This is a genomic window from Streptomyces sp. NPDC055099 (assembly GCF_053607685.1).
The window spans coordinates 54,728-81,521 of sequence record NZ_JBSGUA010000011.1 but is presented as its reverse complement, the minus strand read 5'-3'; the positions used below and the strand labels follow the sequence as shown (position 1 = coordinate 81,521).

Annotated in this window: 23 protein-coding genes; 15 read left to right on the top strand and 8 right to left on the bottom strand. The window is 71.4% G+C overall.

What is annotated here, in order from left to right:
- The first annotated feature begins 28 nt into the window (after positions 1–28).
- Together ACWFRU_RS25775 and ACWFRU_RS25770 are read left to right on the top strand one after the other, a co-directional pair.
- Entirely contained in the window at positions 29–967 is a 939-nt protein-coding gene (locus tag ACWFRU_RS25775; RefSeq protein WP_453690545.1) for an ATP-binding cassette domain-containing protein, read from the top strand.
- Positions 968–1,078: 111 nt separating this feature from the next.
- Positions 1,079–1,861: an ABC transporter permease gene (locus ACWFRU_RS25770; protein ID WP_453690544.1), complete on the top strand. Its 783-nt coding sequence runs from the start codon at positions 1,079–1,081 to the stop codon at positions 1,859–1,861.
- Between the two features lie 30 nt (positions 1,862–1,891).
- On the opposite strand, the gene ACWFRU_RS25765 is transcribed toward ACWFRU_RS25770, so the two are convergent.
- The 4 genes from ACWFRU_RS25765 to ACWFRU_RS25750 all read right to left on the bottom strand — a co-directional run bounded on the left by ACWFRU_RS25765 (position 1,892) and on the right by ACWFRU_RS25750 (position 5,485).
- Positions 1,892–3,619, bottom strand: a complete 1,728-nt coding sequence (locus ACWFRU_RS25765; protein WP_453690543.1) for an amidohydrolase — start codon at positions 3,617–3,619, stop codon at positions 1,892–1,894.
- A 197-nt stretch (positions 3,620–3,816) separates the two neighbouring features.
- A complete protein-coding gene (locus ACWFRU_RS25760) occupies positions 3,817–4,083 on the bottom strand; it encodes a hypothetical protein (RefSeq protein WP_363210773.1) in 267 nt (88 codons plus the stop codon).
- 116 nt (positions 4,084–4,199) lie between these two features.
- Positions 4,200–4,946, bottom strand: coding sequence for an anti-sigma factor (locus ACWFRU_RS25755; protein ID WP_453690542.1), 747 nt, complete (start codon positions 4,944–4,946; stop codon positions 4,200–4,202).
- A complete protein-coding gene (locus ACWFRU_RS25750) occupies positions 4,943–5,485 on the bottom strand; it encodes a sigma-70 family RNA polymerase sigma factor (protein ID WP_453690541.1) in 543 nt (180 codons plus the stop codon). The genes ACWFRU_RS25755 and ACWFRU_RS25750 overlap by 4 nt, the downstream gene beginning before the upstream one ends.
- 208 nt (positions 5,486–5,693) lie before the next feature.
- Between ACWFRU_RS25750 and ACWFRU_RS25745 the strand changes: the two genes are divergently transcribed.
- The 4 genes from ACWFRU_RS25745 to ACWFRU_RS25730 all read left to right on the top strand — a co-directional run bounded on the left by ACWFRU_RS25745 (position 5,694) and on the right by ACWFRU_RS25730 (position 11,735).
- Entirely contained in the window at positions 5,694–7,250 is a 1,557-nt protein-coding gene (locus ACWFRU_RS25745) for a DUF4331 domain-containing protein (protein ID WP_453690540.1), read from the top strand.
- A gap of 110 nt (positions 7,251–7,360) precedes the next feature.
- Positions 7,361–8,671: a tetratricopeptide repeat protein gene (locus ACWFRU_RS25740; protein ID WP_453690539.1), complete on the top strand. Its 1,311-nt coding sequence runs from the start codon at positions 7,361–7,363 to the stop codon at positions 8,669–8,671.
- A complete protein-coding gene (locus ACWFRU_RS25735) occupies positions 8,668–10,062 on the top strand; it encodes an urease accessory protein UreH domain-containing protein (RefSeq protein ID WP_453690538.1) in 1,395 nt (464 codons plus the stop codon). Before ACWFRU_RS25740 ends, ACWFRU_RS25735 begins: the two co-directional genes overlap by 4 nt.
- A 110-nt stretch (positions 10,063–10,172) precedes the next feature.
- Positions 10,173–11,735 (top strand): serine/threonine-protein kinase, encoded by a 1,563-nt coding sequence (locus ACWFRU_RS25730; protein WP_453690728.1) that lies wholly within the window; start codon positions 10,173–10,175, stop codon positions 11,733–11,735.
- A 50-nt stretch (positions 11,736–11,785) separates the two neighbouring features.
- Here the strand turns inward: ACWFRU_RS25730 and ACWFRU_RS25725 are convergent, their stop codons facing one another.
- Positions 11,786–12,610 carry an SGNH/GDSL hydrolase family protein gene (locus ACWFRU_RS25725; protein ID WP_453690537.1) on the bottom strand — a complete coding sequence of 275 codons (825 nt, stop codon included), beginning with the start codon at positions 12,608–12,610 and terminating at the stop codon, positions 11,786–11,788.
- 234 nt (positions 12,611–12,844) lie between these two features.
- Here ACWFRU_RS25725 and ACWFRU_RS25720 point away from each other — a divergent pair, with 234 nt between their 5' ends.
- The 6 genes from ACWFRU_RS25720 (at position 12,845) to ACWFRU_RS25695 (ending at position 21,370) form a co-directional block, all read left to right on the top strand.
- The gene (locus tag ACWFRU_RS25720) at positions 12,845–13,276 is read left to right on the top strand and encodes a hypothetical protein (RefSeq protein ID WP_453690536.1); all 432 of its coding nucleotides are present in this window, start codon (positions 12,845–12,847) and stop codon (positions 13,274–13,276) included.
- A gap of 1 nt (position 13,277) precedes the next feature.
- On the top strand, positions 13,278–14,378 hold the full coding sequence (locus ACWFRU_RS25715) for a GNAT family N-acetyltransferase (protein WP_453690535.1): 1,101 nt from the start codon (positions 13,278–13,280) through the stop codon (positions 14,376–14,378).
- 378 nt (positions 14,379–14,756) lie between these two features.
- Entirely contained in the window at positions 14,757–15,584 is an 828-nt protein-coding gene (locus ACWFRU_RS25710) for a glycosyltransferase family 2 protein (RefSeq protein ID WP_453690534.1), read from the top strand.
- A complete protein-coding gene (locus ACWFRU_RS25705) occupies positions 15,581–16,618 on the top strand; it encodes a glycosyltransferase family 2 protein (protein WP_453690533.1) in 1,038 nt (345 codons plus the stop codon). The genes ACWFRU_RS25710 and ACWFRU_RS25705 overlap by 4 nt, the downstream gene beginning before the upstream one ends.
- Positions 16,615–17,415 (top strand): polysaccharide deacetylase family protein, encoded by an 801-nt coding sequence (locus ACWFRU_RS25700; protein ID WP_453690532.1) that lies wholly within the window; start codon positions 16,615–16,617, stop codon positions 17,413–17,415. The genes ACWFRU_RS25705 and ACWFRU_RS25700 overlap by 4 nt, the downstream gene beginning before the upstream one ends.
- A complete protein-coding gene (locus ACWFRU_RS25695) occupies positions 17,408–21,370 on the top strand; it encodes a lipopolysaccharide biosynthesis protein (RefSeq protein ID WP_453690531.1) in 3,963 nt (1,320 codons plus the stop codon). Before ACWFRU_RS25700 ends, ACWFRU_RS25695 begins: the two co-directional genes overlap by 8 nt.
- A gap of 27 nt (positions 21,371–21,397) precedes the next feature.
- On the opposite strand, the gene ACWFRU_RS25690 is transcribed toward ACWFRU_RS25695, so the two are convergent.
- Complete coding sequence (locus ACWFRU_RS25690) at positions 21,398–22,822, bottom strand: GH39 family glycosyl hydrolase (RefSeq protein ID WP_453690530.1); 1,425 nt, start codon at positions 22,820–22,822, stop codon at positions 21,398–21,400.
- Between the two features lie 162 nt (positions 22,823–22,984).
- Between ACWFRU_RS25690 and ACWFRU_RS25685 the strand changes: the two genes are divergently transcribed.
- Positions 22,985–24,079 carry a DUF5925 domain-containing protein gene (locus ACWFRU_RS25685; RefSeq protein WP_453690529.1) on the top strand — a complete coding sequence of 365 codons (1,095 nt, stop codon included), beginning with the start codon at positions 22,985–22,987 and terminating at the stop codon, positions 24,077–24,079.
- A gap of 153 nt (positions 24,080–24,232) precedes the next feature.
- Here the strand turns inward: ACWFRU_RS25685 and ACWFRU_RS25680 are convergent, their stop codons facing one another.
- On the bottom strand, positions 24,233–24,625 hold the full coding sequence (locus tag ACWFRU_RS25680; RefSeq protein ID WP_453690528.1) for a GntR family transcriptional regulator: 393 nt from the start codon (positions 24,623–24,625) through the stop codon (positions 24,233–24,235).
- A 96-nt stretch (positions 24,626–24,721) separates the two neighbouring features.
- Here ACWFRU_RS25680 and ACWFRU_RS25675 point away from each other — a divergent pair, with 96 nt between their 5' ends.
- Both ACWFRU_RS25675 and ACWFRU_RS25670 read left to right on the top strand, forming a co-directional pair.
- Positions 24,722–25,651 (top strand): N-acetyltransferase family protein, encoded by a 930-nt coding sequence (locus tag ACWFRU_RS25675; protein WP_453690527.1) that lies wholly within the window; start codon positions 24,722–24,724, stop codon positions 25,649–25,651.
- On the top strand, positions 25,632–26,159 hold the full coding sequence (locus ACWFRU_RS25670; protein ID WP_453690526.1) for a DUF402 domain-containing protein: 528 nt from the start codon (positions 25,632–25,634) through the stop codon (positions 26,157–26,159). The genes ACWFRU_RS25675 and ACWFRU_RS25670 overlap by 20 nt, the downstream gene beginning before the upstream one ends.
- Positions 26,160–26,161: 2 nt before the next feature.
- Here the strand turns inward: ACWFRU_RS25670 and ACWFRU_RS25665 are convergent, their stop codons facing one another.
- Positions 26,162–26,707, bottom strand: a complete 546-nt coding sequence (locus ACWFRU_RS25665) for an NUDIX hydrolase (RefSeq protein ID WP_453690525.1) — start codon at positions 26,705–26,707, stop codon at positions 26,162–26,164.
- Between the last annotated feature and the right edge of the window lie 87 nt (positions 26,708–26,794).

Here is a 26,794-nt window from a genome sequence, read left to right as displayed (position 1 = left end):
AGCGTACGTAGTGAGATACCGTGCCGACATGACTTCTACGTACGCTGTACTTAGTGAGGGTCTGGAGAAGCGCTTCGGGGACGTCCACGCCCTGCGGGGGCTCGACCTCGCCGTCCCGGAGGGAACCGTCTGCGGGCTGCTCGGCCCCAACGGGGCGGGCAAGACGACCGCCGTGCGCCTGCTCACCACGCTCCAGGCACCGGACGCCGGGAGGGCGTTCGTGGCGGGGCACGACGTGGTGCGCGAGGCGGCCACGGTGCGGCGGCTCATCGGGGTGACCGGGCAGTACGCCTCCGTCGACGGGGATCTGACCGGGCGCGAGAACCTGCGGCTCTTCGCCCGGCTGCTGCGGGCTCCGCGGGCGCGCGGCGACGAGTTGCTCGACCGGTTCGGCCTCGTCGACGCGGCCGACCGGCCCGCGCGGACGTACTCCGGCGGCATGCGGCGGCGGCTCGACCTCGCGGCGAGCCTGCTGGTGCGGCCACGGGTGCTCTTCCTCGACGAGCCCACCACCGGGCTCGATCCGCACAGCCGGGGCGGCATCTGGGACGCCGTACGGGAGTTGGCCGCCGAGGGGACGACGGTGCTGCTGACCACGCAGTATCTGGAGGAGGCGGACCAGCTTGCCGACGAGGTCGTCCTGATCGACGGGGGGCGAGTCGCGCATCGTGGAACGCCCACCGCCTTGAAGGCGCAGATCGGGAGTTACGTCGAGGTGGTCCTGGAGCAGAACTCGGCGGGGCACGCGCTGGCCGCCGCCGCGGTCGTCCTGGATCAACTCACCGGCTCCGAGCCCGTCCTAGACGCCGACCGGCGCACTGCCGGGGCCGTGGCCCTGGACCCGACTCTCACGCTGCCACGGATCGTCCGGGAGCTTGATGCCGCCGGGGTTCCTGTCGTGGACGCGACGCTTCGGGCGCCGACTCTCGACGAGGTCTTTCTTCGGCTTTTTGCCCGCGTCTCCTAGACCGCCGCTTCGCGGCGGATTTCTTCCCGCCCACCCACCCGAGCACCCCGCAGCCCGACACACGTCGGCTGAGGGCGGGGCGGGTGATCGTCCGACCCTTGGAGGTCCCTTTTGAGCGCCATCCTCTACGACGGCTCCGCCGTTCTCGGGCGGCATCTGCGGCGCATCCGGCATGCGCCCGCCATCCTCGTCATGACGCAGACGATGCCCGTCGTCTTCCTGCTCTTCTTCGGCTACGTCTTCGGCAGCGCCCTCGCCATGCCCGGCGCCGACTACCGCGCCTTCCTCGTCCCGGGCATGCTCGTGGCGACCGCCGCGAACGGCATCATGACCGGCATGTTCACCGCCGCCCAGGACTCCCACCGGGGTGTCATGGACCGGTTCCGCACGATGCCCATGAGCCGCTCGGCCGTGCCGCTCGGGCAGGCCGTCGCCGATCTGCTGACCACCGCGGTGGGTCTCGTGCCGCTGATGCTCGTCGGGCTCGCGATGGGCTGGCGGATCGAGGGCGGGCCGCTCCAGGCCCTCGGCGCCTTCGGCCTGTTGCTGCTCTTCCGGTTCGCGACGACCTGGATCGGCATCCTGCTCGGCCTCGTCTCGCAGAGCGAGGAGGCGGCCGGACAGCTGGGCGGCGCGACATTCATGCTGCCGCTGCTCTCGAACGCGTACATCCCCGTGGACGGGCTCCCCGCGTGGCTGCGTACCGTCGCCGAATGGAATCCGATCAGCGCCGTCGCCACGGCGGTGCGTGACCTGTTCGGCAACGCGCCCGTCCCGGTGGACGCCGCCTGGCCGGTGGCGCATCCCGTGGCCGGGGCGGTCCTCTGGTCCCTTGCGCTGCTCGCCGTGTGCGTGCCGCTCTCCGTCCGCCGGTACACGCGCGGCGGACGGTGAGCGGACTGCCGGAATCTTCTGCGGGACGCTCTACTTCTGCGGCGCGAGCTCCGGTCCCAGCGAGGAGAACTTCTCCCGGGACACCACGCGCTTCGGCGGCCAGGTGATGTTCGGCGGCGGCCACTTCTGGCCCGTCTTCTTCAGGAACCACGCCGGGGGTTCGTACATAGGCGGCTCATATCCGTCCGGCAGCGCGGTCTTCCACCTGACGTCCTTCGTGCGCTCCTTGAACTCGTCCTTGACCGCCTTCAGGCGTTCGGGCTGCGTGATCAGGTCGACCGCCGTCGCCGCCAGATACTTCGCGGCGGCGATCACCGCGGCCTGGCCGGGAGCGGCCGCCGCGCAGGCAGCGGTGGACCAGGTGTGCATCTTGGTGCCGATGGGCGCGAGGGCGGCGCCCATCGAGACAGTGGGGACGTTCCAGCTGATGTCGGCGACGTCCGTGGAGCCGCCGCCCATGAACACCGGGTTGGGCGGGGTGAGTTCACCGATCTTGTCGTGCATGCCCTTCTGCGGCAGGCCCAGGGACTCCTGGAGCTCCTTGGCCAGCTCATGGGCCTCGGAGGTGAAGTCGGGCGGGCCTATCTCGCGCATGTTCGCGTGCAGGAGCTCGGCGAACGCCTTGGCGGGGAGCTGGTTCCAGCAGGCGGAGGTGACGCGGTGGCGGACAGTCGTCTGGGACGCCTTCGCGGCCGCCTCGGAGACCGCGATCACCTTGTCCAGGAGGACCTGGACGCGGGCGGGGCTCCCTTCGCGCACGTAGTACGAGATCTCGGCGATCTCCGGGGTGACGTTCGGGATGTCGCCGCCGTTGTTGATCACCCAGTGCAGGCGGCCGCTCGGCGCGAGGTTCTCCTCGCGCAGGAACTCCGACATCGTCGCCATCATCACCGCGGCGTCCAAGGCGGACTTGTTGCCTAGCGGAGTGCCGCCGTGTCCGGCCACGCCGAGGAAGGTGAAGGTGACGGCGGTCATCGCGGTGGTGGTGCCCCAGCCGGTCGCGTTGGCCGTCGAAGGGTGCCAGTCCAGGAACGCGTCGAGCCCGTCGTACACCCCCTTGCTGACGGCGTACGTCTTGCCGATCAGCGCCTCCTCGGCCGTGGAGCCGAAGAACTTCACGGTGACGGGGACGCGGTGCTTCTTCGCGGCGTGTGCGACGGCCGCCGCGGCGGCTGCCGCCGCCGTGCCGAGCGCGCTGTGGCCGCAGCCGTGGCCGGGGCCGTAGCCGGGGGCGAAGGGGTCGTGGATGTACTCGCGCGGGTCGTGGTGGCCGACGCCCTTGTGCTGCGAGAGGCCGGGCAGCGCGTCGTACTCGCCGCTGAAGCCGAGGACCGGGCCGCCCTTGCCGTGCGTGTACGTCGCGGTGAAGGCCGTCGGGAAGCCCGCGGTGCCGAACCGCACGTCGAATCCGGCCTGTTCGAGGAAGTCGGCCTCGGCGATGGAGGACTTCCACTCGCGCAGGGACAGCTCGGCGTTGTCCCAGATCTCGGCGTTCAGGCCGGTGATCCGGTCGTCGTGGGAGGTGATCCAGTCGAGCGCCGCGCGCTTGGCGGGGGTGTCGGCGGCGAGGCCCTCGGGCGCCGTGTAGGCCGCGGGGCTGTCGTCGGCTCCGGCGGCCATCGCCGGGTCCGCGTCGGCGGTCATGACGCCGGCGGTGACACCGGCCGCGCCGAGGAGCTGCATGATGTGGCGGCGGCTCAGGGACGGGCCGCTCGCGGGGAGTGCCTCATGCTCATGCTGGTCGTGCAGGTCACACACGCGCACCTCCGGGGGTGAGGTTGGGTGTATCAGCCAATCGACCAGCCACACTGGGGCCGGGAAGTTGCGGCGTCAACAGGTGCGCATGACAAGGGTGTTACTCGGGGTGCGTGAGGGGTGACGTATCCGGAGGGAAGGGGCGGGTGGGTGGAGGCAATCCGCCGCTGAGCGGCGGCCGAACCCCCGACCACCCGTGGTCAGCGACCCCCAAAGAGAGACCGACGCAGCCTGCGCAAGGGGGCGAAGAGGGAGACCCTCCGCACACGTGCACCGTGGCCGCTGCGGTCATGCGCGCCCCGTGAGGTGAGCTCACGCATCAGCAGCGTCGCCTCCGCCGTCTCCCGCTGCGGGACGGCGGGGCCGCCCAGCACTGAGAGATGGCGGTCGAGACGCGAGCTGGTCGCGCTGCTCCCGCAGGTGATCGCAGGGACACGCGCCCTGCTGCGCACCGTTATCTGTTCCATGTCACTCCCCACCCGTACGAGGGCACCCGGCCCAGGGCAGGTTAACCCTATCGCCCCGTCCCGACACTCGTGTATCCCGGTCACAGGATTCACCTACCCCGTAAGGAGGTTGACGATTACTCTCCGAATCCAACTGATTCCAGGGCGAGTTGGACAAGAGGGGCGGAAGTGGGCCCCTCTGAGCCACCGTCGGGTTCGGTCGTCACGGCCAGTGACGCGGTGGATCCGCGCAAGCCCGCGGCGATCACGGGCGTTTCGCCGTCCAGCAGGCCCAGGGAACGGGGCCGGGAGGCGGGCCGCAGCAGCCACAGTTGGTGCGTGCGGCCCCGGGGCGGCGCTCCAAGCCCTGTGACGGTCACCACGGCGCGCCGCCTGGACTCCGACGTGACGACGTTGATGCCGCGCCCCCACGCGTCCTGACTTCCGCCCGTGCGGGCGTCCGGAGCGGCCAGGACGTGGGCGATCTCACGTGCCTCGGCGCGCTCCTCGTCGAGCCGGCGGTCGCTTCGGACCAGTTGGAGGGCGAAGACCGCGGACGCGGCGAGCGCGAGAGCGGTGAGGGCCGCGAAGGCTCCGACGGCGACTTGAAGCCTCCGAGTGCGAAGGGGCGCGCTCTCGGTGACGGGCGCCCGCGGGGGCGGCTCCTGCTCCGTCGCGCGTACGGCGGTCAGCACCCGCTCGCGCAGGGCGGGCGGCGGAACGGCCGCCGCCGCGCCCGCGAGGCGTACGGCGCCCTCGCCCAGCTCCCTGGTCTCCGCCCGGCAGGGTGCGCAGCGGGCCAGGTGCCGTTCGAAGCCGCGCAGTTCACGGGGGTCGAGGGCGTCCAGGGCGTAGGGGACGGCCAGGGAGTGGACGCGCCTCACGCGGCGGCGCCCAGGCAGTCGCGCAGCCGCAGCAGTCCGTCCCGCATCCGCGTCTTGACGGTGCCGAGGGGCACGGAAAGGCGCCGGGAGACCTCGCGGTACGTGTAGCCGTCGTAATAGGCGAGGGTCACGGCCTGGCGCTGGAGGTCGGTGAGGCGCCGCAGGCAGCGGCGCACCCATTCGCGCTCCAGGTTGCCCTCGACCGCCTCGGCGACCTGGTCGTAGGCGGGCCCCTCGCCGCGCTCGGCCACGCGCTGTTCGCGGTCGCTCGCCGCGCGGACGCTGCGGACCCGGTCCACCGCCCTGCGGTGGGCGAGCGTGAGAATCCAGGAGAGGGCACTGCCGCGCGCCGGGTCGAAGCGGGCCGCCGTACGCCAGAGTTCGAGCAGTACCTCCTGGACCACTTCCTCGGACTGGGCGGGGTCGCGAAGCACGCGGCGGACCATGCCGTAGACCGGCCCGGACACCTGGTCGTACAGCTTCTCGAACGCCTGCTGGTCGCCCCGGGCGATCAGTGGCAGCAACTCGTCGGACTCCATGCGCGTCCCCTCCCCCTCGTTCCGTCCGGGCGGCTCATGCCGTTCCCGCCGGGTGCCGCGCCGTGCGGTCGCACCGGGATTCGGGGCGGAAGAAGGCACCGGATTGGGAACGAGGCCAATCCGCCGGGCCCTTAGCCCCGAATGGCGTGCGTCAGGCGGCTTGCGCGCACCGCGCGGGGTCGCGCGAAGGACAGTAAGGACGGACGCGATGACAGCTATCGCCAGGAGCGGGTCGAGGCGCCGCGGCACGCGCGGCCTCGCCGCGCTCGTGTGTGGCGCGCTGGCCGCCGGGGGGCTCGCAGCCGCCGGCGTGACGGCACTGGCACCGGAGGCGGCCGACGCCTCCAGCCACCGGGAGGCCCCGCTGATCTCGGGGCAGCCCCAGTACGACACCACGGACGTGTACGCGTTCGTGAGCCCGGACAAGCCCGACTCCACGACGATCGTGGCGAACTGGCTGCCCTTCGAGGAGCCCACGGGCGGGCCGACCTTCTATCCGTTCGCCGATGACGCGCAGTACGACGTCCACATCGACAGCGACGGTGACGCGCAGGGCGATCTCCTCTACCGGTGGACGTTCGACACCCAGACCAAGAACGGCGACACGTTCCTCTACAACACCGGGCCCGTGACGAGCCTTGACGATCCCGACCTGAACGTGACGCAGACGTACGACCTGGAGCTGCTGAAGCTCAAGGACCAGAAGGTCACCTCGACGACGAAGCTCGCCGACGACGCGCCCGCCGCGCCGTCGCACGTCGGCAAGGCGTCCATGCCGAACTACAAGAAGCTGCGTGACCAGGCCGTCAAGCAGGTCAAGGGCGGCGGCTCGACGTTCGCCGGACAGGCCGACGACCCGTTCTTCGCCGACCTGCGGGTGTTCGACCTGCTGTACGGCGGTGACCTGTCGGAGGTCGGGAACGACACCCTCAAGGGCTACAACGTGAACTCCGTCGCCCTTCAGGTTCCGACCTCCGAGATACGGCAGTCGGCGAAGCAGCCGACCGTCGGGATCTGGTCGACGACCCAGCGCAAGAACGCCAACGGCAAGTGGACCCAGGTCTCACGGCTCGGCAACCCGCTGGTCAACGAGGTCGTCGTGCCGCGGAAGGACAAGGACAAGTTCAACGCGTCCTCGCCCTGGAACGACGCGGACTTCCTGAAGTACGTGACCAAGCCCGAGCTGCCGAAGCTCCTGGAGAAGATCTACAAGCTGAAGGCCCCGGCCGAGCCGCGCAACGATCTCGTGTCGGTGTTCCTGACGGGCGTGAAGGACCTCAACCAGCCGCCGGGCGTCAGGCCCGCCGAGGCGCTGCGGCTCAACACGTCCATCAAGCCCGCGGCCTCGCCCAAGCGGCTCGGGGTGCTCGACGGCGACAACGCCGGGTTCCCGAACGGGCGGCGGCTCGCCGATGACGTGATCGACATCGAACTCCAGGCCGTCGCGGGCGAACTCGTCGGGAACAAGAACGACCTGGGTGACGCGGTCAACGCCAACGAGCAGAAGTTCGGCGACACCTTCCCGTACCTGGCGCTTCCCACGTCCGGCTCCCGGGGCCCGCTGGCCAAGGGCGGCGGGGGCAGCGGCACCTCGGCGCGCGACGCGCTGAACGGCGGGGCCGTGCCCGGCCGTCCGGCGTCCGGCGGCGATGACACCGATGCCGTGCTGATCGCCTCGGCGGCCGCGGGGGCGGCAGGGGTGCTCCTTGTCGGCCTCGGGCTCGCGTGGTGGCGCAGGCGCGGCACCTCCGGGATCGCGGGCTGAGCCCGTTCCCCGACCGGCGCGGCCCGCACACTCATCCCCCTGCGGGCCGCGCCCTCTCTCTTCTTCCTTTCTTCTTCCTGGCTCGGCAACTCCTACCGGAAGGTTCCGTGATGGCACTGCCTCGTCCTGGTGGACGGTCCGTCGTGGCGGCCGTCGCCCTTGCGCTCGCGATCACCGGGGGCGCCGTCGTGGCCGGCGGCGAGGACGGTCCCGGCCGGTCGCCGTCGTCGTCCGCCGCCGTGGCGCCGGGTGCGCTGCGGGGTGCCGGTCTAGATCGTGGCGTCGAGGCGCTGCAGGCCCATCTGCGGGACCAGCCTGAGGACTTCGGAGGGTGGGCGACGCTGGGCACCGCCTACGTCGAGCAGGCCCGTACCCGGGGTGACCCGTCGCGCTACCGCGAGGCGGAGCGCGCCCTGGACCGCTCCCTGGAACTGCGGCCTCGCAATGACGCGGGGCTCGCGGGGCGGGCGGCGCTGGCCGCCGCCCGCCATGACTTCACCGGGGCGCTGCGTCATGCGGAGGCCGCCCTTGAGGTGAACCCCTACAGCGAGGGCGCGCTGGCCTCGCGGATCGACGCGCTGGTCGAGCTGGGGCGGTACAAGGCCGCCGCGCGGGCCGCCGACGAGGCCGATGCCCGGCGGCCCGGGGTGCCGGTGTTCACGCGGTACGCGTATGTGCGGGAGCTGCGGGGCGATGTGGCGGGGGCCCGGCGGGCGCTGACGCGGGCGGTCGGCACCGGCTCGGGGGCCGGCGGGGACCTCGCCTACGTCACCACCGCGCTCGGGCAGCTCGCCTGGCGGCAGGGCGAGTACGGGGAGGCGTTGAAGCAGTGCGGCAAGGCGCTGCAGGCCGACGCCACGTATCTTCCGGCGCTGGAGTGCCGGGCTCGGGCCTGGGCCGGGCAGGGCGAGACGGAGCGGGCGATACGGGCGCTGCGGGACGTGGTGGCGCGGGCGCCGCTGCCCGGGCCGCTGGTCGCGCTCGGCGAGTTGTACGAGGCGCGGGGCGGGCCGGGTGACAAGGCGAAGGCCCGGGAGCAGTACGCGCTGGTGTCCGCCTGGGTGTCGCTGGCCCGGGCGAACGGGGTGAACGCGGACCTGGACGCGGCCCTCGCGCTGACGGACCACGGGGACCGTGCCGAACGCAAGGCGGCGCTGCGGGCGGCGAAGGCGGAGTGGGGGCGGCGCCACACGGTCCACACGGCGGACGCGCTGGCCTGGGCCCTGCACGTCGACGGCCGCTCCGAGGAGGCGCTCCCGTACGCCCGCGAGGCCACGGCAACCGGCTTTCGCGAGGCGTCGTTCCTGTACCACCGGGGCGTGATCGAGGGGGCGGCGGGCAACGCGGCCGCCGCCCGGCGCTGGCTGTCGGCGGCGCGGGACCTGAACCCCGGGTTCGTTCCTCCGGTGGAGGAGCGGTGAGGCGGCGCGCCCTCGCCCACGGGGGTGTCCTGCTCGCGGGCCTCGCTCTCCTGCTGCTGCCCGCCGCCGAGGCGCACGCCCACCCGCTGGGGAACTTCACGGTCAATCGGTACGACGGACTCGTGGTGGGCCCCGGGCAGTTGCGGGTCGACCACGTCGAGGATCTCGCCGAGATCCCGGCCACCCAGGCCATGTCCCGCATCAAGCGTGTGGGCATGGCGAGTTGGGCCGACGAGCGGTGTGCGGACGCCGCCCGTGACAGTCGGCTGCAGGTGGACGGGCGGGCGACGGAACTCCGCGTGCGGGAGGCCAGGGCGGTCACCCGGGACGGGCAGGCGGGCCTGGCGACCCTGCGCGTGGAGTGCGAGCTCGGTGCCCCGCTCCCCCGGGGCGCCGAGCTCGCGGCGCGGTTCGAGGCCGCGGGGGACGCGGGGCCGGGGTGGCGGGAGGTCACCGCGCGGGGGGACCGGATGACCTTGCGCGCGTCCGACGTGCCGGAGGCGTCCGTGTCGAGGAGCCTCACCCGTTACCCGGAGCGGCTGCTCGACTCGCCGCCCGGCGAGGACTCCGCCACGCTGCGGATCACTCCCGGCGGCCCGGCGCTGAGCGAGGAGGAGCCGGAAGCGCCGGCCTCCGTGCTGCCGCGCGGCGCTGACCGGTGGACGCAGGCCCTGACGGGGCTCGTGGCGCGCCATGACCTCACCCCCGGCTTCGCCGGACTCGCTCTGGCCATCGCCCTGTTGCTGGGCGCGCTGCACGCGGTCGCGCCGGGGCACGGCAAGACGCTGATGGCCGCGAGCGCCGCCGCCCGGGGGCGCGCCTCCCTGCGGGACGTCCTTCCCCTCGCCGCGTCGGTGACCGTCACGCACACCCTGGGCGTGACCGCGCTCGGGCTGCTGGTGGCCGGGGGCTCGGCCGCCGCTCCCTCCGTCATCGCCTGGCTGGGCGTGGTCAGCGGCGTGCTCGTCACCGGGGCGGGGGCGCTGCTGCTGAGAAGGGCCTGGCGGCGGCGCAAACACCACGCTCACCACCATCATCACCACCACACGCACGAGGCGCCGCCCACGGTGCGGGGCGCCCTCTTCCTCGGCTTCGCGGGCGGCCTGGTGCCCAGCCCCTCCGCCGTGGTCGTGCTCGTCGGGGCCGCGGCGCTCGGCGAGGCCTGGTTCGGGCTGCTGCTCGTCCTGGCGTACGGGGTGGGGCTCGCCGTCACGCTGACGGCCGCGGGGTTCCTGTTGGTGCGGGTCGGGTCCCTGGCCGGGCGGCGGGTGCGCGGGCCGCGGTGGCTGCACCGGGCCACGCATCGATTCCTTCCGCTGGGATCCGCCTTTGTCGTGGTGGCCCTTGGGTGTGGATTGGTGTTCAAGGGGGCGGCAACCGCGCTCGGTTGAGGTAGTTTTGTGGAGAATCGCACTGCTGCGGATGGGGGACGCCCGTGAGCGCGAACGAGCGTGTGATCGCGGGGCGCTACCGCCTGCTCGCCCCTCTGGGCGAGGGCGGCATGGGCACGGTATGGCGGGCCCGCGACGAGGTCCTCGGCCGTGAGGTCGCGGTCAAGGAGGTGCGCGCGCCCGCCGGACTCCCGGCCCCTGACGTCGACCGGCTGTACGCCCGCCTGGAGCGCGAGGCGTGGGCCGCCGCCCGTATCCCGCACCGCAATGTGGTGACGGTCTATGACGTGGCGAGCGAGGACGGGCGCCCGTGGATCGTCATGGAGATCGTGCGGGGGCTCTCGCTGTCCGACGTCCTGGACGCGGAGGGGCCGATGGCGCCGCAGCGGGTCGCCCGCATCGGCGCCGAGGTGCTCGCCGCCCTGCGCGCCGCCCACGACGCCGGGGTGCTGCACCGCGACGTGAAGCCCGGCAACGTACTGATCGCGAACGACGGCCGGGTCGTGCTCACCGACTTCGGGATCGCCATGGTGGAGGGGAGTTCGGCCCTCACCATGACGGGTGAGGTGGTCGGCTCGCCCGAATTCCTGGCCCCGGAGCGGGCGTTGGGGCAGCGTCCTGGTCCGGAGTCCGATCTGTGGTCGCTGGGCGTGCTGCTCTACGCGGCCGTCGAGGGCAGTTCTCCCTTCCGGCAGGACACCCCGCTGAGCACGTTGCGCGCGGTCGTCGACGAGCAGTTGCCGCCGCCCCGGTACGCGGGTCCGCTGGTCCCGGTCATCGAGGGGCTGCTGCGCAAGGACCCCGCCGCCCGGATCTCCGCCGCCGAGGCCGAGGACCAGTTGCGGCTCGTCGCGGCGGGCGGCACCCCGCAGGCGGCGACGCCGCTGCCGTACATGCCGACGGTCACGTCGCAGCAGCAACAGCAGGCGCCCACGCCGTATCCGCCGACTCCGGACGGGCAGGACCCCCTCGTCACCACGACCACCACCGCTCCCCCGCCCCGCTCACGCCGCACGGTCCTTGTCCTCACCGCGGGCCTGGTCGCTCTCGCGCTCGCGCTGGGCGGACTTCTGTACGCCCTGGTCAACCGCGACGGTGACGGCGGGGGCGGCAACACCAGCGGGGCGTCCGAGGGGAGCGGAAGCGACGGCGGGGGCAACGGCAGCGGCGGCTCCGACGGCGGCGGCAGCGACGGGGGCTCCACCGGCGGCGGCTCCACGGACGGCGGCGGAGGCGGAAGCGGCACCGACGGGGGTGGCGGCAACGGCGGTTCGACCACGCACCCGGCGCAGTCCGTCAAGGTCACGGTCACCGGCGCGAACACGCAGTACAGCGGCGCCTGTCCGCCGGCCGCCGGGCAGGCGCCGTCGTTCACGGCGAGCTTCACCGTGGGACGGGTTCCGGCCACCGTCGACTACCGCTGGGTGACCAAGTCCGGTGAGCCGAGCGATCCCGGCTGGAAGACGCTCAGCTTCGCCTCTGGCGGGGGAAAGACCAAGCAGGCGCATCACACGGAGACGGTCACCGGGGAACCGGGCTCGACCCATCAGAACGAGATCAGCGTGGAGGTGCGCAGTCCGGTGAAGGCCGGTTCGAACTCGGTCGCGTACTCCGTGACATGCGAAAAGGAGACCCCGACGGGCGGGGCCTCCTCCTATGCGCCGGACGAGTAGGGCCGGCCGGACGGACATCGCCCGGCGGAGCGGATCAGGGACGGCGGGGGTCAGGACGCCGCGGCACTGAACACGGGGAGGTAGCCGCCGGACTGGCCCGCGGCCTTGGGGTGGTAGGACTCGCCGATGTTGGTCCAGTTCACGCTGTGCAGCCACGCGTCGCCGGAGCAGATCTCGTGGCCGGTGAAGGTGGAGGTCACATCGCCGAAGGTGAAGCCGTGGTCGGCGGCGCGCTTGGCCGTCGTGGAGTTGAGGAAGTCGGCGGCACTGTTGATGGCGCCGCGTTCCTTCTCGGAGAGCCCGGCGAGGCAGCCGCCGCCGAGCTTGTAGAAGCGGGGGTATCCGAGCACGACGACCTGGGCGGCCGGTGCCTTGGCGCTGATCGCCGAGTAGACCCGGTCGAGGTTGCCGGGCAGCGTCGTCTCGACGTAGCTGCGGGCCTGCTCGATGCGTGCGAGGCACTTGCTCTCGGACTGGAGCACGCAGGTCGTCATGACGTCGGCGAAGCCGGCGTCGTTGCCGCCCACGGAGAGGCTGACAAGGCCTGTTCCGGAGTTGAGCGGGCCGAGTTGACCGGACACGACATCACCCGTACGAGCGCCCGAGCAAGCCGTGAAGTCGAAGCTGGAGGGTGAGTTGGCGGCCGCCCACAGTGCGGGGTACGCGCGTGGGGTGCGCTTGCAGTTGCCGCTCGTGCTGTCGTAGGCGCCGGCTCCGACTCCGGACGAGTAGGAGTCGCCGAGTGCCACATAGCCGGTGGCCGCGGCCTGCTGGTCCGATCGTTGGTCCGCTTGAGCCGCGGTGGCCCCGGTGAGGGCGAAGGCGGTGGCGAGGAGGAGTGAGGAAGCGTATGCCGTGATTCGGGACAATCTCATGGAACCTCCCTTAGCAGGATTTCTGCCTCGACTGTGGTACCACTCCCCTCAGGGCGTCGATAGTGTTCATGTCAATAAGTTCCCCGGCAATTCCCTTGCCCACGCCGGGAGTTCCGCTCAGGTTCAGGGGTGTATCGGCGAACATCTGCACACTCCCTCCGCATCTTGACGCGCCGCCGCAGACTGCGCGACATTGAAGCCCGGCATCCGGCGCGTCGGGGGGCAAAGTCGCCAATGCAGACGATCAGGATCAAGGCACCTTCATCAGACACCGGGCCCGAGCCCGGGGAGCGGCCGAGACGTCACGAGGACGCGCCCGCGCTGCTCGCGGGCACGGCGGTGGCGGTGGGCGCGGTCGGCGCGATGCTGGCGCTCACGGACATCGAATCGCCGCTGCGCGCCCCCTTCACCCTGTTCTTCCTGCTGGCCGCCCCCGCGGCCGCAATCGGCGCCGCGCTCAGGGGACTTGATCCATGGGGCCGGATCATTACTTCCGTTTCCGGGGCCGTCGCGGTCAATCTGTTGGTGGCCCAGGCGATGCTGGCCCTCCACATGTGGTCGGTGCGCGGCGGAGTGGTCGCCATCACCGTGATCGGGTCGCTCATCTATCTGCTGGTACTGGTACGGCACCTGCGACGCCGTACCCCGACGAGGCGGACCTCCTGACGTGGACATCACCGTGCACCGCCCCGGAGAGCTCACCGCCGCGGACCGAATGGCCTGGACGGCACTGCAGTCCAAGGCCCACCTCCACGGCGCTCCGGAGCTGGCCAATCCTTTCCTCTCCCCCGAGTTCACCCTCGCGGTGGGCCACTGGCGGCGCGGGGTGCGGATCGCGGTCGTACGCGAGGACGGTGAGCCCGCGGCGTTCTTCCCGTTCCAGAGATCCATCACCGGCGTCGGCCGGGCCATCGGCCTCGGCGTCTCGGACTGCCAGGGCCTGGTGCACCGGCCCGGCTTCACCTGGGACGCGCGGGAGCTGCTGCGGGCCTGCGGGCTCGCGCTGTACGAGTTCGACCATCTGACCAACGGGCAGGAGCCGTTCGAGGCGGGCGCCTCCGGCTCCTTCGCCTCCCCCGTCATGGACATCGACCAGGGGTACGAGGCCTATCTCGCCCAGCTCAAGGAGAAGTCGCCGAAGTTCACCCGCACGACCCGCGCCAAGGAGCGCAGGCTCGGGCGCGACCACGGCACCGTGCGCTACGTGCACGACGAACGCGACCCCACGGTCCTGCGCACCCTGATGGAGTGGAAGGCCGCCCAGTACCGCAGGACCGGCCGCAGCAACCGCTTCGCGCAGGCCTGGATCACCCAGCTCGTGCACCAGCTGTTCCACACCAGGTCCGACCAGTTCGCCGGCCTGCTCTCCGTGCTGTACGTGGACGAGGTGCCGGTCGCCGCGCACTTCGGACTGCGCTCCGAGCGGATCATCGCGCAGTGGTTCCCGGCCTACGACCCGGCGTTCGCCAAGTACTCCCCCGGTCTGATCATGCATCTGCACATGGCGGAGGCGGCCGCCGCCGACGGCATCGCGTATCTCGACCTCGGCCGGGGTCAGAAGCAGTACAAGGACTCCCTGAAGACACGCGAACTCACCGTGTACGAGGGGTGGGTGGCTCTGCGCCATCCGGCAGCGATCGGCCACCGGGCGCGGCGCGCTCCGGTCAGGGCGCTGCGCAACACCGTCTTGTCCAGGCCGGAATTCTTTGAACCGGCCGACAAGCTGCTGAAACAGGTGGGAAAAATACGATCAAGAAAGAAGGAATAAAGGCCGGAGACAGGAACAGGGCGCTCCATTTGTGCCCGCCAAGACCGGCCAAATCATCGAAAACGTGAGGCCATGTTCCAGGCCTTGCCATACGGTCTCAACCATCAATACCGTCTTACATCCACCCGCATCGGTCCATCACGCAATGCGATCTAGGGGAGGGCTCAAGATCGCGGTGGTTCCGGCGCGGGGCGCGGTAGGGGGGTGCCGTGCCCGGCGACTGAATTCTTGCCGGGTCACGTCCCGCGCGATGCCAGCTCACTCGGCATGCACGGAGATCCATTTCGTCATGCGCAAGTGACAACCCCCCTTTCGAACCGGATACCAAGCCGGACCGCCCGGGGGTGGGCGGTCCACCGGACGAGAGGGATCAGACTCATGAGTTCCGTTGTGCGCCCGGCCACCGAGCCGGACCCGTTGGACAAGCCGGCACTGTCCGCCGACTACCGGCCGATTTCCTCACACCTGGCGATCACTCCGCCGGTGAGCGTCGTGATTCCCGCCATGAATGAGGCGGAGAATCTTCCCTATGTTTTCAAGACACTCCCCGACTGGGTCCACGAGGTCGTTCTCGTGGACGGGAATTCCACCGATGACACCGTGGCGGTCGCACGCGAACTGTGGCCGGACGTCAAGGTCGTGAGACAGCTCGGCAAGGGCAAGGGCGACGCCCTGATCACCGGATTCGAGGCGTGCACCGGCGACATCATCGTGATGGTCGACGCGGACGGCTCGGCCGACGGGCACGAGATCGTCAGTTACGTCTCCGCCCTCGTCTCGGGCGCCGACTTCGCCAAGGGCTCACGCTTCGCCAACGGCGGCGCCACGGACGACATGACGCCGATCCGCAAGCTCGGCAACCACGTCCTGTGCTCCGTCGTGAACGCCAAGTTCGGCGCCCGCTACACCGACCTGTGCTACGGCTACAACGCCTTCTGGCGGCACTGCCTCGACAAGATAGACCTCGACTGCACGGGGTTCGAGGTGGAGACCCTGATGAACATCCGGGTGGTCAAGGCCGGGCTCAAGGTGCAGGAGATCCCCAGCCACGAGTATCTGCGCATCCACGGCGCCAGCAACCTCAGCGCCGTGCGCGACGGTCTGCGCGTCCTGAAGGTGATCCTCACGGAGCGCTCCAACCGCCGCGGGCAGCGGCGCGGCAGCCGTGGTGTGCCCTTCCGCACGCGTCAGGGAGAGGTGTCTTGAGCGGTCCCCACCACCACGGGGGAGGCACGGTCGCGGGTATCTCCGTCGTCATCTGCGTCTACACCGAGGACCGCTGGGAGGACATCCTCGCGGCGGTCGCCTCGGTGCGCGCGCAGTCCCTGGCGGCCCTGGAGACGCTGCTCGTGGTGGATCACAACGCCTCGCTCCTGGAGCGCCTCGGCAAGGAGTACAAGGAGACCGAAGGGGTGCGGGTACTCGCGAACGCGGGCCCCCGCGGCCTCTCCGCGGGGCGCAACACCGGCATCGCCGCATCCCGCGGCGAGATCATCGCGTTCCTCGACGACGACGCCGTCGCGGAGCGGGACTGGCTGCGCCACTTCGCCGAGGGGTACGCCGATCCGAAGGTCTTCGCGGTGGGCGGACGCACCCTGCCCATCTGGGAGTCCCGGCGCAGGCCCGCCTGGTTCCCCGAGGAGTTCGACTGGGTCGTCGGCTGTACGTACAAGGGGCTGCCCGAGGGGCGCGTGCGGGTGCGCAACGTTCTGGGCGGCAACGCCTCCTTCCGCCGCAGCGCCTTCGAGGCGGCGGGCGGCTTCGCCACCGGCATCGGGCGTGACGGCGACAAGCGCCCCCTCGGCTGCGAGGAGACGGAGCTGTGCATCCGGCTCACCCGCGCGCGGCCGGACGCGATCCTGCTCATCGACGACCGCGCGGTCATCCACCACCGCGTGCCCGCGGCGCGGGAGCGCTTCGCGTACTTCCGCACCCGGACGTACGCGGAGGGCCTTTCCAAGGCGCTCGTGGCCCGTAGTGTCGGTGCGGAGAAGGGCCTTGAGTCCGAGCGGCGGTATGCCACGCGCGTCCTGCCTGCCGGGGTCGGGCGCGGGCTGCGGGACGCGCTGCTCGCCCGCCCCGGCGGCGCGGGCCGCGCGGGGGCCATCGTGGCGGGCGTGGTCACGGCGGCCGGGGGGTACGTCCTCGGGAGTGTCCGCGCGCGCAGGGCGGGCGCCTCCTTCTCGGTCGCGGAGATCGGGACCGGGACGGACGCGGACGGTGAAGGGGGGCAGCCATGAACACTCCGGTGCCGATACTCATGTATCACTCGGTCGCGCACGAACCGACCCTGGAGACACGGGAGTTGTCGGTCTCCCCTGGCGCGTTCGCCGAGCAGCTCGAACTGCTCGGCGAGCGGGGATTCACGCCGCTGACCACGGCCGGGCTCGCCGCGATCTGGCGTACTCCCGGCCGCGCGCTGCCCGCACGCCCCGTCCTGATCACCTTCGACGACGGCTACGAGGGCGTGCACCGGCACGCCCTGCCCGTGCTCGCCAAGCACGGCTTCGCCTCCACGCTCTTCGTCTCCACGGGCTGGCTGCGCGGGGCGCACGACACCGGGGGCGGGCTCGACGTGATGCTCGACTGGGACCAGGTGCGCGAACTGGCCGCCGCGGGCACGGAGATCGGCGGGCACAGTCACACGCACCCGCAGCTCGACCAGCTGGCCGACGACGACCTCTGGTCCGAGCTGCTGCGCTGCAGGGAGATCGTCACCGATGAACTCGGCACCCGGCCCGCCTCCTTCGCCTACCCGTACGGCTATTCGAGCCGCCGGGTGCGCAACACGGTGCGCGGTGCCGGATTCTCCCAGTCGCTCGCGGTCGGCAACGGCCTCGCGCGGCGCACCCAGGGGCCGTACGCCCTGCAGCGGGTGACCGTGCGCCGCTCCACCGGCATCGAGGAGTTCGCGCGGCTCGTCGAGGGCCGCTCGATCGCCCTCAACTTCGCAAGGGACCGTGCCCACACCAAGGGGTACGCCGTGGTCCGCAGAGCACGACAGGCCCGCCGGAAGGCAACTCGTACCCGTGTCTGACACGTCGACCGCCCAGGCACACGTCTCTGGGAGTCCCGGCACCGAACAGCAGCCGACGTCCGGCAAGCCGGGCAGGCCGCGCAGACCGCGCCTGCTCGGCGGCTCGGGCGGTTTCGGCGGTTTCGGCAGCTCGGGGGGCTCCGGCGGCGGAAGTCCGCTGTTCCGCAACGCCTACGCGCTGATGCTGAACACCGGCATCTCCGGCGTGCTCGGCGTCGGCTTCTGGCTGGCCGCCGCCCGGTACTACTCCGAGTCGGCGGTCGGCCAGGGCTCGGCGGCGATCGCCGCCATGAAACTCCTCGCGGGGCTCACCGCCCTCACCCTGACGGGTGCCCTCGCCCGCTTCATCCCCATCGCGGGGCGCGCCACCGGCAGGCTGATCTTCCGTACGTACGCGGGCAGTTCGGTGGTCGTCGCGTTCGCCGCGCTGATCTTCCTGTTCACGCTCGACCTGTGGGGACCCTCGTACAAGTTCCTGCACGGCCCGCTGAACGGCCTCGGCTTCATCGCCGCGGTCATCGCCTGGTCGCTGCTCACCCTCCAGGACGGCGTGCTCACGGGGCTGCGCAGCGCGCTGTGGGTGCCGGTCGGCAACACCATCTTCTCGGTCGTCAAGCTGGGGCTGCTCATCGCGGTGGCCGCGGCGATCCCGACGGCCGGTGTCTTCGTGTCGTGGGTCGCCGCGATCGCCATGTCGGTCGTCCCGCTCGGCTGGCTGGTGTTCCGCCGGCTCGTGCCGCGGCACGTGAAGGCGACGCAGGACAAGACCAAGCCGCCCACGCTGCGCGAGATGGGCCGCTTCCTGGCCGGCGACTACACCGGCTCGCTCTTCTCGCTCGCCGTGGTCTATCTCGTGCCGGTGATCGTCGCCTCGCAGGTCAGCTCGGTCGACAACGCGTACTTCTACATCACCACCACGATCGGCGGCACAATCAATCTGCTCGCCATCAACATGGGTGCCTCGCTGACCGTCGAGGGCGCGCACGACCCGGCGCGGCTCGCCGCGAACACCCGGGCCGCGCTGCGCCGCATGGCCCGCATCATGCTGCCGGTCTGCGGTCTGCTCTTCATCGGCGCGCCCTACGTCCTGCGGGTCTTCGGCCAGGAGTACGCGGACGCGGCGACCCCGCTGCTGCGCTGGTTCGCGGTGGGCGCGGCGCTGCGGGTCGTCATGGAGACGTACTTCGCGGTGCAGCGCGCGCAGAGCCGTACGTCGGGGATCGCCTGGATGCAGGGCCTGTTGTGCTTCCTGGTGCTCGGCCTGACGCTGCTTCTGCTGCCTCGGATGGGCCTGACGGGGGCGGGCGTCGCGGAGATCTGCAGCCTCGCGGTGATCGTGGCGATCGCCGCGCCGAAGCTGTACCGGGTGGCGCGGGGGGCCGGGCCGTCCTCGCCGGACGACGGAGGAGCGCCGGACGGGGATCTCGCGGACCTGGGCACGCCCGAGGACGCGCCGGTACCCGCCGCGGCCGAGGCGGACCGCAAGAAGGAGCGGCGCGGGCCGGCCTGGGCGCTGCGCGAGTCGCTCGACTCGGACACGCTGCAACTGGCCGTGCAGCCCGACTTCGAGCATCCGGAGCGCAGGCCAGACATGCGGCCGGGGCCGGGGACCCCCGCAGCCGGGACGCCCGCTGTCACACGGGCCGCCGCGGGAAGGCCCGGGGGCGGGAAGCCCGCGGGCACGGGGGACGAGGGGGACGAGGTGGACGACATGGAGCACCGGCCGACCTGGGCACTGAGATCACCGCTGAAGTCACCGGGACCCGAGGCCGAGGTCAAGGCCGAGGTCGAGGTAAAGCCCGGTGCCGATGCCTCGGTGGCGCGGCCCTCGCCGCTGTCCTCCTCGGTGTCCTCCGCCGTCACCCCGCCCGCCGAGGAGCCGGCCACGGCCGTGCGCACGAGCGAGGCGCCGCCCGAGCCCGCCGACGCGCCCGACGAACCGCTCCCCCGCCGCCGCACCGTCTTCATGGCGCTGTTCCTCGCCCTCGCGCTCGCCCTCTACTGGCTGCCCGCCCTGGACATCACCGAGGCCGACCTGGACACGATGGGCGGGCTCGGGCTCATCTCGGTGCTGCCCACGGCGACCCTGCTCGGGGCCGCGCTGCTCGTCGTCGCCTTCGCCTCGCTGCTCTGGGCGGAACGGCCGCACCAGGCCCTGCTCCTGGTGACCCTGCTCGCCACGGTGGTGTGCCTGCACGCGCTGCCCGCCGTCCTGGAGGACGAGCCCCGGTTCGCGACGGCCTGGCAGCACCTGGGCTTCATGGAGTACATCGACAGGACCGGTTCCGCGGTGCCGGACCTGGACGCGCGCTGGAGCTGGCCCGGGTTCTTCGCCGCGGCCACGTTCGTGGCGAAGGCGTGCGGCGTCTCGGACATGACCGAGGTGATCCGCTGGTGGCCGCTGGCCATGCAACTGCTCTACCTGGCGCCGATGCTCCTGCTCGTGCGCTCCATGCGGGCGTCCTGGCGCGCCAAGTGGGCCGGCCTGTGGATCTTCGCGCTGAGCGGCTGGGTCGGCCAGGACTACTTCTCCCCGCAGGGCTTCACGTATCTGCTCTATCTGGTGTTCGTCGCGGTGCTCCTCGTGTGGTTCCGCGCGCCGCACGTGCTGTGGGCCAAGCGGCGCCCGGGCGAGCTGGAGGTCGAACCCGCAGACCGGCGCCAGCGCGCGGTGCTTCTGGTGGTCCTGATCGCCCTGTTCGCGGCGACGGTCCCGGCACACCAGCTCACGCCGTTCGTGATGCTCGGCGTCCTTGCCGCGCTCGTCCTGGTGGGCCGCTCGGAGCTGCGCGGCCTGCCGATCCTCTTCGCGGTCCTCGTCGCCGTCTGGGTGGGCTTCCTCGCGGAGCCGTACTGGTCGGGGCACTTCGACGAGCTGTTCGGCGGGATCGGCGGCGTCGGCGGCAATGTGTCGTCGTCGGTGTCCGGCCGGATCGAGGGCGGCAGCTCGACCCACCAGCTCGTGCTGTACGCCCGCGTGGCGCTGGCCGGCGGTGTCATGGCGTTCGCCTGCTGGGGCTGGTGGCGGCGGCGCGACCACAAGTACACCGAACGCTCGCTGCTCGTCCTGACCTTCGTCCCGTTCCTGGGCTTCGGCATGCAGTCGTACGGCGGCGAGATGGCCCTGCGCGTCTTCATGTTCGCGCTGCCCGGCGCCGCGCTCCTGACCGGACTCGCGTTCTTCCCGCGCGCGGGCATCACCGCGAAGGAGCGGGACCGCGACCGGGTGAGCCTCGCGCCCCTGGCCGCGCTGCTTGCGGGCCTCGTCCTGATGGGCGGCTTCCTGGTGGCGCGCTGGGGCAACGAACCCTTCGAGCGCACCCGGGCCGGCGAGGTCGCCGCGATGGAGTACGTGTACGAGCACGACGACCCCACCGTCCGGCTGCTGTGGATGAGCGACGACACGCTCAACAACGTGACGCCCGCGATGCCGTGGGGCGCACGGGACATGGAGAAGGTCCAGTACGTCCCGACCCTCGCCCCGGCCGACCCGGTCCTGGTGTCCGGCCTGGTCAAGGCCCTCAAGGACGCGGGCCCCCACTCGTATCTGATGATCAACAAGAGCCAGACGGTCTATCTCCAGATGGACGTGGGCTACTCCGCCACCTGGGACACCCGGCTGCTCACGAACCTCGACAACCGCCAGGAGCTGAAGAAGGTCTTCACGAACGACGACGCGACCCTCTACACGCTGCGCAAGCAGCCGGACGGCAAGGCCGAGAAGGCCGAACCGGGCCCGATCGGCCCCCAGGTGACCTGGACGCCGTGGTCGGTGGTCGGGGCCCTCGCGGCGATCGCCGTGATCCTGCTGCTCGTCACACGGGAGGTCGTACGGGTGGCGGTGGAGCCGAGTGTGCGGCAACTGCGCTGGCTGCAGAGCAGCTTCTGGTTCTCGCTGCCACTGCTCGCGGTGCTGCTCGCCTCGCTGGTCCAGCGGTTCCTGACCATGGCGTGACACGGGGACGGAGAGGGCTGGGGCGGATCACCGCTTCAGCCACTTCACCTCGTACCCCTTCATCGCGAACCGCTTGCCGTCGACCTTCGCGTCGATCGGGCGGTCCAGGGTGTTCACGACGAGCACGGTCTCCTTGTCGGCGAGCACACGCACGTTCGGTACGTCGTCGGCGGCGACCGGCACCTTCTCGTACCGCGTGCCGGGCGGGAACGCGTCACTGAACCGCGCGAGCATCTTCAGCATCGGCAACTCCGTGCCGCCGTCGTCGAGTTCGGTGGAGCGCCACAGGCAGCCCGCGCAGCTCTCGCCCCTGTTCTGCGGGTTCCAGTAGAAACCGCTGCTCGCGCCGCCGCGGGCCATCGCCATCAGCCCCGAGGCCTGCACGGCGACGCGGTGCGGCTCGGACCAGTCGTCGCGGTTGTCCTCGCTGTCGCCCGGTTCCACGTAGTACTCGGCCCACCACAGGGGCAGGTCTCCGGTGCGCTCCCGCACCCACTCGCCGACCGCCGTGAGCTTGTCGGTGGCCTTGAACTCGTCGGGGAGCATCTCGTCGTCCACGGTGTAGCTGGAACCGTCCACGACGACGAAGTCCGCGCCCGCCTTGTTCTTGTTCCAGTGGTCGAAGGCGTCGAGCACCCGCTGGTCCATGCGCCCCCAGGGGCCCTTGACCGTCTTCGACGCGCCCTCGGTCTGGCGCGGGTCGACGCTGTCCATGACGAGGTAGGGGCCCCCGACCATGATGTCCTCGTTGACCTTCTTGAGCTCCTTGTAGACCAGGTTGTAGAGCTCGGTGTAGCCCTCGTAGTCCCAGCGGGCCTCCTCGTTGTTCCAGAAGCCCTTGAATTCGTTCCAGACGATGAAGTGCCGGACGTCCGGATAGCGTTTGGCGACGGTCGCCGCGAGCTTCGCGAAGTCCTTGTAGTGGGCGCGCTCCGGGGCGGTCTCCAGGGCCTGCTGGCTCCAGTCGGTGTTGTCCGCGCCGGGCTTGCCGCCCTTCATCCAGTCCGGGGCGCAGCACAGGGTGACGACCGGCGTGCCGTCGGTGGCGCGGATGAAGTCCATCCGCCGGTCCATCTCCTCGAAGTCGTAACGCCCCTTGACCGGCTCGGGGTTGCTCGCGCCCCAGCCCATGATGTGCTGGATCTGCGGCAGCGGGCGCGGCTTGCCCGCGAGCAGTTCCTCGGCGCGCTCCGTGGCCGCGGCGCCGCCCTCGTCCGCGCTGTACTGGGTGTGGGTGAAGCCCCAGCCGACGGCCGGCTCCGCGTCACCGGGCGGGACGGCGGGGGTGCCGTGCACCTTGTCGCCGTCGCGGGTGGTGCCCTCGGTGCCCTTGCCGTCATCGGGAAGCGTGGTGATGACGGTCAGGATCAGGGCCAGTGCGACCAGACCAACGCCGAGCAGCGCGGTGAGCCGCCACCGCTGTGCCCCCGAATTCCACCCATGACGTCCCATCAAGGACAAGAGTATCCGGGGGAGTTGCCGGTGGGACAGGTTCCGCACCACGGGTTCGCAACCGATCGAGGTACGACGGAGCGCGGCGGGAGTACGGCGGGAGTACGGCGGAGTGCGTAAACCGGGATGCACGCGGGCACTGGCGTGCCGGATCATGGCGGCATGTCTGCGAACCCTCAGGACACCTTGCCGATCCGGCTCAACGTAGACGACAGCGACTCCCCGTCGGATGTCGTGGACGCCCTCTTCCTCGGCCGCTTCGCCACCGGCGAGCAGCCCTTCTCGCACAGCTCCAACATCGACCGCGTCAAGTCCGGCTGCACACTGCTCCCGCCGGGCGCGACGGTGCTGCGCGCGGCCCGCGACGACGACCGCAGCGCGACGCTGGCCGAGGGCGACGGCTGGACGCTCCTGGTCTCGCGCTGGAACCGCGGCGCCGACGTCACGGTGACGGCGACGAGCGCCGACCTCGCGCAGAAGGTCCTGAAGCAGGCGACGGACGGCGCCCAGGACGAACCGGAGCCGCAGCCGGACAACGTGACCATGGGGTTCTGGTACGTCTCCCCCAGGCGCGGCCCGCACCGCACCACGCGGCAGATCGCCGCCGGCACCTGGGAGGAGGTGCGGGAGAACTACACCGCGCCGGTCGCCGAGGCCATGGACTCCCTGATGAAGACCACCCCCGAGGACATCTCGGGCCGCCTCCTGCTGCTTCACGGGCCGCCGGGCACGGGCAAGACGTCGGCACTGCGGACCCTCGCGCGGTCCTGGCGCGACTGGTGCCAGGTCGACTGCGTCCTGGACCCGGAGCGGCTGTTCAGTGACGTCGGCTATCTGATGGACATCGCGATCGGCGAGGACGACGGCACGGCCAAGGGCCGCTGGCGGCTGCTGCTCCTGGAGGACTGCGACGAGCTGATCCGCGGGGAGGCGAAGCACACCGCCGGGCAGGCGTTGTCGCGGCTGCTGAACCTGACGGACGGGCTGCTCGGGCAGGGCCGCAACGTCCTGGTCGGCGTCACCACCAACGAAGACCTGGAGCGGCTCCACCCCGCGGTGGTCCGCCCCGGCCGGTGCCTCGCCCGGATCGAGGTCGGCGGCCTGACCCGCGCCGAGTCGATCGACTGGCTCGGCACGGACGAGGGGATCTCCCGCGAGGGCGCGACGCTGGCGGAGCTGTACGCGCTGCGCCGCGGCACGTCACCTACGTCGGTGCCGGACCCCCGGGAGGGGGCGGATGCGGGGCTCTACCTCTGAACTGCTCCGTTGTGGGCAGGCGTTCCGCAAGGGCGATTGGGGCCTCCCCTGCTCGAGCGAAGCCGAGAGCTTGGGGAAGGGTGGGCACAACACGAAGCTACTGGGTGCCGATGCAGCAAGGCGTCAAGCACCGCCCCGCCTCGCGGCAGAGGGTTACCCCGAGTCCCCGTAGGCGGCCCGCAAGGCCTCCCGCGCAGCGGAAAGCGCGGCATCCTCGGAGAGGCCCAGCCTTCGCACCCGCTCGGCGAACGCCTGGGCGGCGGCCGAAGCCTCCCGCGCCGCCGCGTCCCCCGCGGCTGCCACGAACGTCCCGTGACGCCCCCGCGTCTCGATCACCCCGTCCGCCTCCAGCGCCCGATACGCCTTGGCCACCGTATTGGCGGCGAGCCCGAGGTCCTGGGCGAGCCCCCGCACGGTCGGCAGCTTGTACCCCACCGGGAGGGCTCCGCCCCGCGCCTGCTCGGCGATCTGGGCCCGCACCTGCTCGTAGGAGGGCACGCCACCCGCGCCGGCGCCGCCACCGTCGATCTCGATCTTCAAAGTCACGCGGCGATTGTCCCGCACCGCACCCGGCGATTGTCACGCACCGCACCCGGAAAATGAGAGGCAGCCAGGCGCGCCCCGCGCGTAGCGTGCGGCCCCATGACCGTCCTAGTCCGCGCCCTGCGCGCCGGTGACACGCCGGACGCCGAGGCGTTCGCCGTCGTACGCCGCGCCTGCGTGCCCGCCATGCTCGCCACCGCCGATTCGATCCGTTTCGACCTGGCGCACGCCCATCCCGACTCCCGCTACCGCCAGTTGGTCGCCGAGGCCGACGGGGAGATCATCGGCACGGCGCAGGTGGGCATCGCCCACGACAGCCCCGAGCCGGGCCAGGGCTTCGCCAACGTCTACGTGCTCCCGGAGCGGCGCGGGCTCGGCGCGGGCTCGCTGATCCTGCGGACGGCGGAGGAGTACCTGGCGGACGAGGGGGCCACCACGGTCTACTCCTGGGTGCTCGACGAGCCCGCGAACCTCGCCTTCGCCGCCGCGCGCGGCTACCGCGCGAGCCGCTCGGCCCACTTCCTGCGCCTCGACCTGGCCGGTGGGCCGCTGCCGCCGCGCCAAGAGCCGCCGGACGGGGTGGAGTTGCGTACGGGGGCGTCGTTCGGGGGCGACCCGCGCGCCCTCTTCGAGCTGGACGCGGAGACGGTGGCGGACGAACCGAGCGATGTGGCCGCGGAGTTCACGGACTACGGGCACTGGCTCGCCGAGACGTGGAACCACCCCCTGGTGAACCGCGAACTGACCACGGTGGCGGTGGTGGACGGCCGTCCCGCCGCCTTCACGCTGGCCCGCACGGACGACGCGTCGCGCTACGCGAGCGGCATGACCGGCACGGGCCGCGCGTTCCGCGGACGCGGTCTCGCCAAGCTCGCCAAGAACGACTCCCTGCACCGGGCGCGGGCCGCCGGATACACGGAGGCGTTCACCGGAAACGACGCCGGCAACGAGCCGATGCTGGCGATCAACAAGTGGTTCGGCTACGAGATCTGCGCAACGGAGGTCCGCCATGTCCGAAACCTCGGCTGACGCGGCTGACACGGCTGACACGGTGGAGGTGGTCCTGATGAAAGCGGGCCGCACGAAGATCCGCTACCCGGCGGAGGTGATCGCGGACGACGGCACGGTGGTGACGGTCCGCGCACCGTGGGCGGCCGCCGGGACACGGGACTTCGGCTTCGTACGCTTCGAGCCGGGCGACGTCTTCACGGAGCACTACTGGCGTGACCGCTGGTACGCCGTGAAGGAGGTCCGCACGTCCACGGGCGTCCTGAAGGGCTGGTACTGCGACGTGACCCGCCCCGCGACACGAAACGGCACCACGCTCACGGTGGAAGACCTGGACCTGGACCTGTGGTGCTCGGCAGACGGCAAAACAATCCTCCGCCTGGACGAGGACGAGTTCACCGAAAGCAACCTCACCACAACGGACCCAGAAGCAGCATCCGCAGCCTTGTCCGCCCTGGACGAACTGGAACACCTGGCCCGTACCGGAGGCCTCCTCTCCCCGCCCCACCCCGGGGCCGCACCGGACTGACCTCAGCCTCGGGACAGCGGGGCAAGAGCCACCAGCCGCTCGGCCCCGCCCCTCTCGAACCGCACCGCGTCCCCCTCCTGCTGCCAGTGCAGGGCGAAGCGTTCGCCCGTGTGCCATGCCTGCAGAGCCGCCCTGCAGTACGCCACCATGTCGTCCGGCAGCGTGGCGATGGTGTGCCAGCTCAGTTCGGCGCACTTGTCGGGCTCCGCGTTGAAGGGCTCGCCGCCCGCGCCGTACGTCGCCTCGAAGAACCAGCCGATGCGGGCCTCCTCGCCCGGGCCTCGGTGCTGCAGGACCAGTTCGGCGCTGACCTCGTCGGGGGCGAGGGACAGGCCGATCTCCTCCCGGGCCTCGCGGATCACCGCCGTGCGGACGTCCTCGCCGGGCTCGACGTGACCGGAGGGCACGTTGAACAATCCGTCGCCGTAACCGGTGTTGGCGCGGCGGGCCAGGAGCACCTCGTCGCCACGGCGGAGGATCAGGTGGACGTCCACCACTTCCTTGTGGCGGCGGGCTGCGGGCGGGACCTCGTCACAGTCGATCGTCATCCGGCGATGGTGACACTCACCACTGACAATCGGGTTTCGATGAGAAACCCTCCCGGCAGAGGTCTACCGACGTCCCACCTTGGACAT